The 13,294-nt window shown below is 71.4% G+C and carries 10 protein-coding genes; 4 read left to right on the top strand and 6 right to left on the bottom strand.

What is annotated here, in order from left to right; all coding sequences use genetic code 11:
* Positions 1-8 precede the first annotated feature (8 nt).
* Entirely contained in the window at positions 9-1,421 is a 1,413-nt protein-coding gene (locus tag ACZ42A_RS10415) for an FAD-binding oxidoreductase (protein ID WP_468526736.1), read from the bottom strand.
* Between the two features lie 321 nt (positions 1,422-1,742).
* Here ACZ42A_RS10415 and hemB point away from each other — a divergent pair, with 321 nt between their 5' ends.
* Entirely contained in the window at positions 1,743-2,735 is a 993-nt protein-coding gene (hemB, locus tag ACZ42A_RS10410; protein ID WP_468526735.1) for a porphobilinogen synthase, read from the top strand.
* Positions 2,736-2,751: 16 nt separating this feature from the next.
* On the opposite strand, the gene ACZ42A_RS10405 is transcribed toward hemB, so the two are convergent.
* Entirely contained in the window at positions 2,752-3,444 is a 693-nt protein-coding gene (locus ACZ42A_RS10405) for a DUF4232 domain-containing protein (RefSeq protein ID WP_468526734.1), read from the bottom strand.
* 214 nt (positions 3,445-3,658) lie between these two features.
* Here ACZ42A_RS10405 and ACZ42A_RS10400 point away from each other — a divergent pair, with 214 nt between their 5' ends.
* Both ACZ42A_RS10400 and ACZ42A_RS10395 read left to right on the top strand, forming a co-directional pair.
* Positions 3,659-4,930 carry a helix-turn-helix domain-containing protein gene (locus ACZ42A_RS10400; RefSeq protein WP_468526733.1) on the top strand — a complete coding sequence of 424 codons (1,272 nt, stop codon included), beginning with the start codon at positions 3,659-3,661 and terminating at the stop codon, positions 4,928-4,930.
* Between the two features lie 87 nt (positions 4,931-5,017).
* Entirely contained in the window at positions 5,018-6,229 is a 1,212-nt protein-coding gene (locus tag ACZ42A_RS10395) for an aminotransferase-like domain-containing protein (protein ID WP_468526732.1), read from the top strand.
* Between the two features lie 19 nt (positions 6,230-6,248).
* Here ACZ42A_RS10395 and argS read toward each other — a convergent pair whose 3' ends face one another.
* Positions 6,249-8,021, bottom strand: a complete 1,773-nt coding sequence (gene argS / locus ACZ42A_RS10390; RefSeq protein WP_468526731.1) for an arginine--tRNA ligase — start codon at positions 8,019-8,021, stop codon at positions 6,249-6,251.
* 131 nt (positions 8,022-8,152) lie between these two features.
* Between argS and lysS the strand changes: the two genes are divergently transcribed.
* Entirely contained in the window at positions 8,153-9,895 is a 1,743-nt protein-coding gene (lysS, locus tag ACZ42A_RS10385) for a lysine--tRNA ligase (RefSeq protein WP_468526730.1), read from the top strand.
* A gap of 49 nt (positions 9,896-9,944) precedes the next feature.
* On the opposite strand, the gene ACZ42A_RS10380 is transcribed toward lysS, so the two are convergent.
* The 3 genes from ACZ42A_RS10380 to ACZ42A_RS10370 form a co-directional block, all read right to left on the bottom strand.
* Positions 9,945-11,228 (bottom strand): DUF2637 domain-containing protein, encoded by a 1,284-nt coding sequence (locus tag ACZ42A_RS10380; RefSeq protein WP_468526729.1) that lies wholly within the window; start codon positions 11,226-11,228, stop codon positions 9,945-9,947.
* Between the two features lie 133 nt (positions 11,229-11,361).
* Positions 11,362-12,255 (bottom strand): DUF3558 family protein, encoded by an 894-nt coding sequence (locus ACZ42A_RS10375; protein WP_468526728.1) that lies wholly within the window; start codon positions 12,253-12,255, stop codon positions 11,362-11,364.
* 106 nt (positions 12,256-12,361) lie between these two features.
* Positions 12,362-13,273: a DUF3558 domain-containing protein gene (locus tag ACZ42A_RS10370; protein ID WP_468526727.1), complete on the bottom strand. Its 912-nt coding sequence runs from the start codon at positions 13,271-13,273 to the stop codon at positions 12,362-12,364.
* Positions 13,274-13,294: the final 21 nt, after the last annotated feature.

The raw sequence follows: 13,294 nt of genomic DNA, 5'->3' as shown, positions 1-13,294 counted from the left end.
CCTCAGGGTCACGGCCGCGTGAGTGTCCCCACCGTGTGGCCGAAGCGGAGCAGGTTGTGGGGGTCGTAGGTCGCCTTCGTCCGGCGGAGGCGGTCGTAGACCTCCGGGGTCCAGGCGCGGGCGCGGTCGGCCTCGTCGCCCGGGGTGCCGTGGATGTTGACCATGGTGCGGCCGGTGCCGTACGGGGCCATGACGGCCTGGATCGCGGCGGTGGCCGACTCGATGGTCTCCGCCGCCTCCGGGCTGATCAGGACGCCCACCGTCTCCAGGAGGAAGTCGGAGTCACGGGCGCAGATCGCGTCCTCGAACGCGCAGGGGCGGGCCAGTGCGCCGCCCATGTGGCGCAGCTCCACCATCAGCAGCGGATAGTCCGGGGGTGCCGCCGGGCCGCACGCCTGGAGGAACGTCGTGATCGCCTCCGGGGTCATGGCGTGCATCAGGGCGCAGGACTCCCGGGCCGGGAGCGGGTTCCGCGGTTCCATGTGGATGGCGTCGATCTCCGTGTAGGGAATGACGGAGACCGTGTCGACCGCCACCGGGGCCGCCGCGCGCAGCGGGGCGATCAGGTTCTCGCCCTCCTCCGGGTCGCCCGGCCAGGCGATCGCCACACGCGCCCAGAAGCCGCCGCGCAGGGGCTCCGGGATGTCCGGGAGCGGCGGGAGGCGCAGCAGCGTGTACGCGCTGCACATCTCGTCCGGGACCGTCGTCGTCCAGTCCACCCAGGCGCGCAGCAGGGGCTCGGCGTGCTCGCCGGCGCAGTAGATGCCGCCGCCGAGGATGTGTGAGAGCGGGAGGAGGTCGGTGACCAGCTGGGTCACCACTCCCACGTTGCCCTTGCCGCCACGCAGCGCCCAGAACAGGTCCGGTTCCTCGTCGGGGCTCGCCGTGCGGAGGGTGCCGTCCGCCGTGACGACCTGGAAGGAGCGGACCAGGTCCGCCGCGTAGCCGTACGCCCGGCCGAGGACCGGCAGGCCGCCGCCGACGGTGTAGCCGACCGCGCCCGCGTCGGTGGAGGTGCCGGTGAGGGCGGCGAGGCCGTGCGGGGCGGCGGCCTCCAGGACGTGGCGCCACCTGGCGCCCGGGGCGATCGTCGCCGTGCGGGTCGTCTCGTCTATGTGTACGTCCGTCAGCCGGGCGGTGTTGATCAAGAGGCCGCTGTCGACGGGGGAGTTGGCGCCGTGGCCGGTGGCCTGGACGGCGACGGGGGTGGTGGTCGCGGCGGCCCAGCGCATCGCGGCGACGATGTCGTCCGTGCCGGTGGCTCCGACGACCACCTCCGGGCTGTGCTGGACGGCGAGGTTGAAGCCGGCGAGTTCGGCGGCGTAGCCGTTGTCCGGGGGGCGGAGGACGGGGCCGTGGATGTCGGAGAGGGCGAAGAGGTCGGGGGTGGGGTGGGGGGTTGTGGGGTGGGGAGCGGTCATGGGGGGCTCCGCGGGCTGCGTGAGTGCGGTGCAGGTTCCTTTTTCAGGATGGACCTGGGGGGTGGGGGGTGCATGCGGGCTGGGTTCGTGGGTGCGGGGTGTTGCGGCCGGCCGGGGTGGGTGCCGCAGCCCGGCGGAACGGGGTGCCTCCCCCAAGCTCTTCGAGCAGGGGGTACCCCCAGCGCCCACCCGTGCCGCCCCAGGCGGCACGCATGCCCGCAGGCTACGCGGCTGTGTGTGCTCGCAGGGCCCGCAGGCTAGGCGGAGGGCGCCGACATCGCGTCGGCATAGGTGCTCTTGGGGCGGGCGTAGCGTAGGTGCATGACGAAGTACGGATCCTTTCCCGGGACGCGTCCGCGGCGGCTGCGTACGAGTGCTGTCATGCGGCGGATGGTCGCCGAGACCCGGCTGCATCCGGCCGACCTCATCCTGCCCGCGTTCGTGCGGGAGGGTGTGAGCGAGCCGGTGCCGATCGCCGCGATGCCGGGGGTCGTGCAGCACACGCGGGACAGTCTCAAGAAGGCCGCTGCCGAGGCGGTGGAGGCCGGAGTCTCCGGGATCATGCTGTTCGGCGTTCCGGAGGAATCCAAGAAGGACGCCCAGGGGACGCCCGGGACCGATCCCGACGGGATTCTCCAGGTCGCCATTCGGGACGTGCGGGCCGAGGTGGGCGACGAGCTGCTCGTCATGTCCGATCTCTGTCTCGACGAGACGACCGATCACGGGCACTGCGGGGTGCTGGACGAGCACGGGCGGGTCGACAACGACGCCACGCTCGAGCGGTACGCCGAGATGGCGCAGGTGCAGGCCGACGCCGGGGCCCATGTCGTGGGACCCAGCGGGATGATGGACGGGCAGATCGGGGTCGTCCGGGACGCCCTCGACCAGATCGGGCGGGAGGACGTGGCGATCCTCGCGTACACCGCGAAGTACGCCTCCGCCTTCTACGGGCCCTTCCGGGAGGCCGTCGCCTCGTCGCTTCAGGGCGACCGCAAGACCTACCAGCAGGACCCGGCCAATGTGCGGGAGTCGCTGCGCGAGCTGGCCCTCGACCTGGAGGAGGGGGCCGACATGGTGATGGTCAAGCCGGCCGGGCCCTACCTCGACATCCTCGCGCGGGTCGCGGACGCGGTGGACGTGCCGGTCGCCGCCTATCAGATCTCCGGTGAGTACTCGATGATCGAGGCCGCCGCCGAGAAGGGCTGGATCGACCGGGACCGGGCCATCCTGGAGACGCTGACCGGCATCAAGCGGGCCGGAGCCCGCAACATCCTCACTTACTGGGCCACCGAGGTGGCCCGGAAGCTGGACTGAGACCCTCGGTTCAGGGTCAGTTCAGGGCGTCCTCCATCGAGGACTGCCAGTACGTCACCGACAGCGAGCTGTCGTAGTGGACGCCCTCGGCGGGCAGCGGCGGGGTCGCGGAGGCGCCGCCGCCGCTGTTCGGCGTACCGCCCTGGAAGGCGACGGTCAGCTTGCGGCCCGTCGTGCCGCCGTCGCCGCTGCCGTCCGCCGCGGAGAGCAGCACGCCCGCGTAGCCGGACTCGCCCGGGGCCAGCGTCGGCACCGCCTGCGGCTTGGTCTCCGGCCGGGCCTGCGGCACCCACTGCATCTCGTCGAAGCGGAGCACCGGGTAGTACATCAGGCTGCACGGCTTCGAGCCGGTGTTCGTGACCGTGAGCAGCATGTGGTTCAGGGGGCGGGGGACGGGCTGCGCGGTGACCTTGGTGTTGGAGCCGTTGCAGTAGGTGCGGACCGGTTCGTCGTCATCGGCGGCGGGTGTGGGGGTGGAGGCCGCCGGCGTCTGCTTCGGGCTGTTCTCCGGCTGTGCGGTGTTCGTCGTGTCCGGAGCCGCCCCCGTCGCCCCCGGCGTGTCCGACGGTCCCGACGGGCTCGCCGCCGTGGCCGGCGCGGACGCGCCCTCGTTCCTCGCGCCCGTGCCGTCCTCGCACGCGGTGAGGGCGAGTGCGGTGAGGGCGGCGCCGGTGGCGGCCAGCAGACGGGTACGGCGGAAGGTGCGCATGGCTGATTCCTTTGCTCGTCGGTGAGTTGAAGCGGGCCGCTCGACCGAGTGCCGGGAGCGGCGTGCTTGGATGACCGAAGCCTGCGGGGCGATCCGTCCCGGTTGCCAGACCCGGCGGAGAATCAGGGACGATGGAACGCTCGCACGGCTCTGACCTGGGGGAACGGCCATTCCCTGGAACGCGGGGATGGGACATGGGGGGAGCGGAGGAACGGTGTCGGAGGACTTCGCGGCGCTGCTGCGGGAGTTGAAGGAGCGCTCCGGGCTCAGCTACGGGACGCTCGCCAAACGGCTTCACATGAGCACGTCGACACTGCACCGGTACTGCAACGGGGATGCCGTGCCGACCGAGTACGCGCCCGTGGAGCGGCTGGCCCGCGTCTGCAAGGCGTCGCCGGAAGAGCTGGTCGAGCTGCATCGGCGGTGGGTGGTGGCGGACGCGGGGCGGCGGCGCAAAGCGGCACCCTCCATGGAGGAACAGAGCGCTGAGGAATCGGCAGAGGCGAACGCCGAGGAACCGGCAGAGGCGAACGCCGAGGAACCGGCGGAGCCGAACGCCGCGCAGCCCCGCCGTCCGCGCCGTACCGCCCTCCTCGGCGGTGTGTCCGCGGTCGCCGTGCTCGGGGCCGTCGCGCTCGCCGTGAGTCTGCCGTCCGCGGGAGATCCGGACGAGGGGCGGCGTGGTTCGGTCGGTGCCGCCTCGTCCGGTGGCGGGCCGCGGGTGTCCGCGACGCCGACGCCGACTCCGTCCACGGCCGTCTCGCCGTCGGTGTCCGACTCCCGGGAGGAGAAGGGCGGCGGCCCCTCCGCCTCCGGTACCTCCTCCCCCTCCGGGAGCGCCGGTGCCGCGCCCGCGAAGGACGACGAGCCCGCGTCCGGCGTCCCGTTCACCGTCACCACCCGCCCGTACGCCTGGGAGGACCCCTGCTCCCAGCACTATCTGATCGACAGCCCGCCGGACGAGGTGCCTCCGCCGCCGGTGGAACAGGACGCGCCCGCCTGGGTGGCGGCGGAGAGGGCGGTGTCGTCGGGGGAGCAGTACGTGACGCTCGCCGTGCAGGGCACCGGCGAGGAGACCGTGCTCGTCCAGAGCCTGAAGGTGCGGGTGGTGGGCCGGAGCGCGCCGCTGCCCTGGAACGACTACGCGATGGGCGTCGGCTGCGGCGGCGATGTGCCCAAGCGGCCGTTCACCATCGCGCTGGACGCGGCACGGCCCACGGTCCAGGCGGCGGCGGGCGGCCGGGACTTCCCGTTCACGGTGAGCGAGTCGGACCCGGAGTTCTTCCAGATCACGGCCGACGCCTCGGCGTACGACGTGCGCTGGTATCTGGAGCTGACCTGGTCCAGCGGCTCCCGGGGCGGCAAGCTGCTGATCGGCGACGGCGACAAGCCGTTCCGCACCAGCGGCAACAACGGCCGTCCCGCGTACGACTTCCCGCTGGGCGGATCCGGTTGGAGCGAGGCGGCGGTGGAGAACGGCGGGTAGGCGTCCGGATCACGGAATTTTGGTTGTAGGCGGCAGGTAGTTCTCTAGGGTGCGGTCAGGATCCGATCCGACTTGAGGAGCCGCACCGTGACACTCGCTGCCGCGTCCCCGTCCGCCGCGCCCGTCCCGCCGCTCGCCGCACGCGTCGGCGCGATCGGCGGTTCGCCGGTCCGGGACATCCTGGCCGTCACCGCCCGTCCCGAAGTGATCAACTTCGCGGGCGGGCTGCCGGCCCCGGAGCTGTTCGACGCGGAGGGCGTCGCCGCGGCCTACCGGGACGTCCTCGCCGAGACGCCCGCGCAGGCGCTGCAGTACTCCACGACCGAGGGCGAGCCGGCGCTGCGGGCCGCGCTCGCCGCCCGGACCGGCGTGCGCGGGCTGGCCACCGACGCCGACGACCTGCTCGTCACCACCGGATCGCAGCAGGCACTGTCCCTGCTCGCCACCGCGCTGCTCGAGCCGGGGGATGTCGTCCTCGTCGAGAACCCCTGCTATCTGGCGGCGCTTCAGGCCTTCGGCCTCGCGGGCGCGCGGATCGTGGCGGTGCCCGGTGACGCGGACGGGATGGACCCCGAGGCGCTGGAGGAGCTGGTGGTGCGGGAGCGGCCCAAGCTGCTCTACACCGTGCCCACCTTCCAGAACCCGACCGGCCGCACCCTGCCCGCCGACCGCCGCTCCGCGATCGCCGCCGTCGCCGCCCGCCGGGGACTGTGGATCATCGAGGACGACCCGTACGGGGAGCTGCGGTTCGAGGGCGAGCGGGTGCCGTGGATCGCCTCCTACGAGGACGCCCGCGACCGGACCGTGCTGCTCGGCTCCTTCTCCAAGGTCATGGCGCCCGGGCTGCGGCTCGGCTGGCTGCGGGCGCCCGCCGGGCTGCGCCGGGCCTGCGCGGTCGCCAAGCAGGCCGCCGATCTGCACACCCCGACCGTCAACCAGCTCGCCGCGGCCCGGTACCTGGCCGACCGCGACCTGGACGCCCATGTGGCGCGCGTGGCCCGCGTCTACGGCGAGCGCCGCGACGCTCTGCTCGCCGGGCTGCCGGACGCCCTGCCCGAGGGATCGGCCTGGACCCGGCCCGAGGGCGGCATGTTCGTCTGGGCCCGGCTGCCGGAGTCGTACGACACCACCGCTCTGCTGCCGCGGGTGGTCGAGCACAACGTCGCCTACGTGCCCGGCGCCCCCTTCCACGCCGGCGAGCCCGACCGCTCGACCCTCCGGCTGTGCTTCGTGACGCAGACGCCGGAGGAGATCGGGGAGGGGCTGCGCAGGCTTGCGCGGGGGCTCGGAGCGGCGTAGGCCCCGGGCCCCCGGGGTGTTACAGGCGCTCCGGCGTGCGGATGCCCAGCAGGGCCATGCCCCGGTGGAGGGTGCGGGCCGTGAGGTCGCACAGGAACAGGCGGTTCTCGACCTGCTCGGGGCTCTCGGCCTTCAGCACCGGGCACTTGTCGTAGAAGGAGGTGTAGAGCGAGGCGAGCTGGTAGAGGTACGCCGCCAGCTTGTGCGGGGCGTACTCCGTCGCCGCCTCGTCCACCGTCTCCGCGAACGCGTCCAGGTGCAGGCCCAGCGCCCGCTCCGCCGCGTGCAGCTCCAGCTCCGGGCGGGCGGCGGGGCGGACCTCGCCGGCCTTGCGGAGGATGGACTGGATCCGGGCGTACGCGTACTGGAGGTAGACGGACGTGTCGCCGTTCAGCGAGACCATCTGGTCCAGGTCGAACTTGTAGTCCCGGTTCGCCGACGTCGACAGGTCCGCGTACTTCACCGCGCCGATGCCCACCTGGGCGCCCCGCTCGGCGATCTCCTCCTCGGACAGGTCCTGCGCCTTCTCCCGTACGACGGTCGACGCGCGGTCGACCGCCTCGTCCAGGAGGTCCACCAGCCGGACCGTCTCGCCCTCACGCGTCTTGAACGGCTTGCCGTCCTTGCCGAGGACCGTGCCGAAGGCCAGCTGGTACGCCTTCACGTCGTCGTTCAGCCAGCCGGCCCGGCGGGCGGTCTCGAAGACCATCTTGAAGTGCAGGGACTGCCGGGCGTCGACGACGTAGACGAGGGAGGTCGCCTTCAGGTTGAAGACGCGGTCCCGGATGGCGGACAGGTCGGTCGCCGCGTAGCCGTAGCCGCCGTCCGACTTCTGGACGATCAGCGGGACCGGGTTGCCGTCCGGGCCCTTGATGTCGTCGAAGAAGACGCAGAGGGCACCCTCGGAGCGGACGGCCACGCCCGACTCCTCCAGGAGCCGGCAGGTCTCCGCGAGCATGTCGTTGTACCCGGACTCGCCGACGATGTCGGGGTCGCGGATCTCCATGTCCAGCTTGTCGAAGACGGAGAAGAAGTAGATCTTCGACTCGTCGACGAACTTCTGCCACATGGCGAGCGTGTGCGGGTCCCCGGCCTGGAGGTCGACCACCCGGCGCCGGGCGCGCGTCTTGAACTCCTCGTCGGAGTCGAACTTCTTCCGCGCCGCCTTGTAGAGCCGGTCGAGGTTCGACATGGCCTCCTCGCCGGAGGCCTGGAGGTCGTCGCTCGCCTTGTGGTCCAGCTCGTGCGGGTGCTCGTCCAGGTACTGGATCAGCATGCCGAACTGGGTGCCCCAGTCGCCGATGTGGTGGCGCCGGACCACGTTCTCGCCGGTGAACTCCAGCAGCTGCACCACCGAGTCGCCGATCACCGCGGAACGCAGGTGGCCGACGTGCATCTCCTTCGCCACGTTCGGCTGGGCGTAGTCGACCACCGTGGTGCCGGGGGTGTCGGCGTACGGCACACCGAGGCGGCCCGTCTCGTCCGCGTACCGCGCGGCCAGGTTCTCCGTGATCGCCTTGTCGGCGATCGTGATGTTGAGGAAGCCGGGGCCGGAGACCTCGACGTCCTGGATCACGTCACCGGTGGCGACCTGGGAGACGACCTGCGTCGCCAGCTCCCGCGGGTTCGCCTTCGCCTTCTTGGCCAGGGCCAGGATGCCGTTGGCCTGGAAGTCGGCCCGGTCGCTTCGTCGCAGCAGCGGGTCGACTCCGTCGGCTTCCGGGAGGGCGGAAGCGAGAGCGTCGGCGAGGTGCTGCTGGACGGAGTCGCTGAGGGACGTGACCGAGGCCATAGGTAAGGGTGCCGTTCTCCTCGTGGGGATGGATAGACACGGCCAGTATCCCATGGGGGTAAAGCGGTTTTCCCGGGCACGAGGGGGTCTGGGAGAATGGGTTCACCATCAAGCCTTCAGCAAAAGAGGACGTGCCGATCGTGGCTCAGAGCACCGAGACCACCGACTGGGTCTCCCGTTTCGCGGATGAGGTCATCGAGGAGTCGGAGCGTCGGGCCCCGGGCAAACCGGTCGTCGTCGCGTCCGGGCTGTCGCCCTCCGGCCCGATCCACCTGGGGAACCTGCGCGAGGTCATGACCCCGCACCTGGTCGCCGACGAGATCCGGCGGCGCGGGTACCAGGTCCGGCATCTGATCTCCTGGGACGACTACGACCGGTACCGCAAGGTGCCCGCCGGCGTCACCGGCATCGACGAGTCCTGGGCGGAGCACATCGGCAAGCCGCTGACCTCGGTCCCGGCGCCGAAGGGCTCGCCGTACCCGAACTGGGCCGAGCACTTCAAGGCGGCCATGATCGAGGCGCTGGGCGAGCTGGGCGTCGAGTTCGACGGGATCAGCCAGACCGAGCAGTACACCTCGGGGGCGTACCGGGAGCAGATCCTGCACGCCATGAAGCACCGCGGTGACATCGACGCGGTCCTCGCGCAGTACCGGACCAAGCCCAAGGCCGCGAAGAAGCAGGGGCAGAAGCCGGTCGACGAGGCCGAGCTGGAGGCCGCCGAGGGCTCCGGCGCCGCGTCCGAGGACGACGGCAGCTCCGGCTCCGCCGGGTACTTCCCGTACAAGCCGTACTGCGGCAACTGCGAGAAGGACTTCACCACCGTCGCCTCCTACGACGACATCACCACCGAGCTGACGTACGCCTGCACCACGTGCGGCTTCTCCGAGACCGTCCGGCTGAACGAGTTCAACCGCGGCAAGCTGGTCTGGAAGGTCGACTGGCCGATGCGCTGGGCGTATGAGGGCGTCATTTTCGAGCCCTCCGGCGTCGACCACTCGTCGCCCGGGTCGTCGTTCCAGGTCGGCGGGCAGATCGTCGGGATCTTCGGCGGCAAGCAGCCGATCGGCCCGATGTACGCCTTCGTCGGTATCTCCGGCATGGCCAAGATGTCGTCGTCCAAGGGTGGCGTGCCCACCCCGTCCGACGCGCTGAAGATCATGGAGCCGCAGCTGCTGCGCTGGCTGTACGCCCGGCGCAAGCCGAACCAGTCCTTCAAGATCGCCTTCGACCAGGAGATCCAGCGGCTCTACGACGAGTGGGACAAGCTCGACGCCAAGGTCGCCGACGGCACCGCGCTGCCCGCCGACGTCGCCGCGCACTCCCGCGCGGTGCGCACCGCCGCCGGTGAGCTGCCGACGACGCCGCGGCCGATGCCGTACCGGACCCTCGCGTCCGTCGCCGACATCACCGCCGGCCACGAGGACCAGGCGCTGCGCATCCTCAGCGAGCTGGACCCGTCCCGGCCGCTCGGCTCGCTGGACGAGGCCCGGCCCCGGTACGACAAGGCCGAGGCGTGGATCAACACCCACGTCCCCGCCGACCAGCGGACCATCGTGCGGGACGAGCCCGACGCCGAGCTGCTGAAGTCGCTCGACGAGCAGGCGCAGCAGTCCATCCGGCTGCTGCTCGACGGGCTCGCCGACCACTGGTCGCTGGACGGGCTCACCCACCTCGTCTACGGCGTGCCGAAGGTCCAGGCCGGGTTCTCCGCCGACGCGACGCCGAAGGAGCTGCCGCCGGAGATCAAGACCGCTCAGCGGTCGTTCTTCGCGCTGCTCTACCACCTGCTGGTGGGCCGGGACACCGGTCCGCGGCTGCCCACGCTGCTGCTGGCGGTGGGGCAGGAGCGGGTGCGGCGCTTGCTCGGCGAGTAACGGCAACAAAAGGGGCCCTCTGGCGAGGGCCCCTTTTTTTCGTGCGTTGCTAGGCGATGTGGTCCTCTTCCAGTTCCGCGTTGAAGCGCTTCTGGAAGCGGTCCGAGAGGGCCTTCAGGGCACTCGGGGAGAGTTTCGTGCCGTACGTCGCCTCGATGTTGTCGCCGAGGACGCCGGGGGTGGGGAAGCTGCCGTCTATCGACTGACGGAAGACCTGGTAGTACGCCTCCTCGTCCGGCTCCGGGGTGCCGCCGCCCTCGCCCAGCTCGCGGGTGCGGTTCGGGCCGACCGGGATGGGGAAGCTGCCGGTGTCCTCCGGGGAGGGCAGGGGTTCCGGCTCCTCCTGGTACTGGTCCTCGTACTCCTCGGCCTGGCGCTGCTCCTCGTACCACTGGGCGTAGGCGGCGTCCGGGTCGTAGTTGGGGTCGTAGCCGCCGTGGTACTGGACGGCTTGCGGGTCTCGGGCGTGTAGCCAGGGGTTCTGGTCGGGTACAGGCGCGTCGGGGTTGCTGACCAGCTCGGGGCGCTGCCCGCTGAGGGGTGCGGCTGCGCTCACCCGTGCCGCCCCAGCGGCACGACTGCCCGCAGCTACGTCGGCATGGCTGCCCGCTGCTACGTCGGTGCCGCCGCCGGCGGCTTCGAGTTGCGGGGCTGGCGGGATCAGCGCCGGTTCTATGCCTGCCGCTGCCAGGCCCGCGGGAGCCGTTTCCGCCAGCGGGACGCCGTAGCGGGCCAGGCGGAGGGGCATCAGGGACTCCACCGGGGCCTTGCGGCGCCAGCTGCGGCCGAAGCGGGAGCGGAGGCGGGCCTGGTAGACGAGGCGTTCCTGCTCCAGCTTGATGACCTGGTCGTAGGAGCGCAGTTCCCAGAGCTTCATGCGGCGCCACAGCAAGAAGGTCGGGACGGGGGAGAGCAGCCAGCGGGTGAGGCGGACGCCCTCCATGTGTTTGTCGGCCGTGATGTCGGCGATGCGGCCGATCGCGTGGCGGGCGGCCTCGACCGCCACCACGAACAGGACCGGGATCACCGCGTGCATGCCCACACCCAGCGGGTCCGGCCAGGCCGCCGCGCCGTTGAAGGCGATCGTCGCGGCCGTCAGGAGCCAGGCCGTCTGCCGGAGCAGCGGGAACGGGATGCGGATCCACGTCAGGAGCAGATCCAGGGCGAGCAGGACACAGATGCCCGCGTCGATACCGATGGGGAAGACGTAACTGAAGTCCCCGAAGCCCTTCTTGAGGGCGAGCTCGCGCACGGCGGCGTACGAACCGGCGAAACCGATGCCCGCGATGATCACGGCACCGGTCACGACCACGCCGATGAGAACGCGGTGCATCCGTGTCAGCTGTATGGGCGCGGCCACCCGTACTCCCCTCCCACTGCGTGTTGTTGCGCGCAACAGAGTGGCACACGTGTGTGGAGAACGGGTGGCCGGTCCGGGTGGGGCTGCGCTTTCGTGACCCGCCGGGTCAGCTCTTCCTGGCCGGAGTCTTCGACGAAGTGGACGACTTGGAGGGCGACTTGGTCGTCTTCGGGGGCGTGGAGGAACCCGTGGACGAACCCGTGCCCGGAGCCTTCGCCGAGGTGTCCTCCTCGTTCGCCTCGGCCACCGCGGCGACCACCTCCTTGGCGGCCTTCCGCGCGTCCTTCATCAGGTCGTCGGAGTCCGGGGACTTCTCGCCGGCCAGGCCCGCCCCGTTGTAGTCGAGGGTGACGACCACGTTCTCGACGCGCGCCACGATCGTCTGCTGCCTGAAGGAGCCCTCCTTCTTCTTCAGGTCGTAGCGCACCGCGGTCGCCTGGTCGCCCGTGCCGGTCAGCGGCTCGGACTTGGTGTTCTTCGCACCGGTGACCGAGCGGGCGTCGGTGACCTGCTTCTCGTAGTACTCCTGGGCCAGCTCCTCGCCCGAACCGCGCGTCACGTCGGACTCGAAGCGGAGCAGGGAGACGTTCAGCCAGCGGAACTGGGAGCCGTCCACACCGTTGTTGTCGAGGCTGTTCCAGGAGCAGCTGCCGCGCGACGCGGTGTCGTCGGAGTTGCCTTCCTTGCCCGACTTCGTGCCCTTCGGCACGAGTTCGCCCAGCGTCTTCTTCGACAGCACGTCACACGGCTCCGGGAGCGTCCGGTACGCCGCCGCCTGCACCGTCGGCGACGGGCTCGCGGTCGCGCTCGGGCTCGCGGACGCCTTGGCCTCGTCGTCGGAGCCGGAGTCCGAGGAACAGCCGGCGGCGAGCAGGATCACGGGGACGGCGGCCGCGGAGACAAGGACGCGGCCGCGCCGCCCGGCTCGCCCATCACGCTGCTCACGCTGGTCACTCCGGTCGGCTCGCTGTGCTCGTAGCTGCATGGTTCCTTCACTCATGACGCTCGTGTTCCTGCGGTCGGATCGGGTCCGAGGGGCCACGGTACGCGGTGAAGGAACCGTGCGGTTCCGGTTCGGCGGATGTGCCGATGGGCGGGACGGGGCGTCAACCGGCCAGCGAGTCGGCCAGTTGGGAGGCCAGTTTCCGGGCCCTGTCCTGCATTTCCTCGCTGTCCGGGACCATGCCGACGGTGGCCGCCTGCTCCTCGTACTGGATGGTGACGATGACGTTCGACGTGCGGAACGCCACAGTCACCGTGCGCTGCTTGGCCGTCGAACCGCTGCTGCTCAGCTCGTCGTCGAGGAACGCCTCGTCACCGAGGTCGTCGAGGGTGCGGGGCTGGAGGCCGGTGGGGGTGGCGCTGGGGGAGCCGGACGCGGAGGCGGAGGGGGAACCGCTCGGAGCGCGTGACGCACCCTGGGAAGGGCTGCCGGACGGACCGCCGGAGGGACGGCCCGACGGACTGCCCGAGGCCTTGGACGCCCCGGAGTCCTCGGAGCCCTCGGAGTCCCCGGATGCCCCGGACGCGCCGGATGTCCCGGAAGCCTCCGACACGGACGCCGCCGGCTCCGGCAGATCCGCCTCCACCTGCTGCGCGGCGAACAGCTGCTGCGCCTGGGTGTCGTCGCTGACCGTGGTGTCGTACGACACCACCCGCTCCAGGTCCACGAACAGATGGTTCGTGGCCGTCGCGGAGGACACCTTCCAGCGGCAGCCGACCTTGCGGTCGTTGTCGAAGGTGGGCATGGCCTCGCCCTCGTAGGCCTTCTCGCGCTGCTCCTCGTCGGCGAGTTGCGGGATGCCGGGCAGCAGGGAGTCGAGGGTGTCCTGGCTGACCGCGCCGCAGGCGTCCGGCAGGGAGCGGTAGCGGCCGGGCTCGGCGGCCGCCGTGGCGGTGCCGCCGCCGTCGGGGTTGGTGCCGTCCGTGGTGCCGCCGCCGTCGGAGCCGCCGGTGCAGCCGGCCAGCAGGGCCGCGAGGAGCGCGGCGGTGCCGGGTACGTACGCCTTCCGCTGCACGGTCAGGCTCCTCTCGACGGT

The sequence above is a fragment of the Streptomyces sp. NPDC030838 genome (assembly GCF_055572035.1).
The sequence above is the reverse complement of the archived record's forward strand: the minus strand, read 5'-3'. Positions and strand labels throughout refer to the sequence as shown.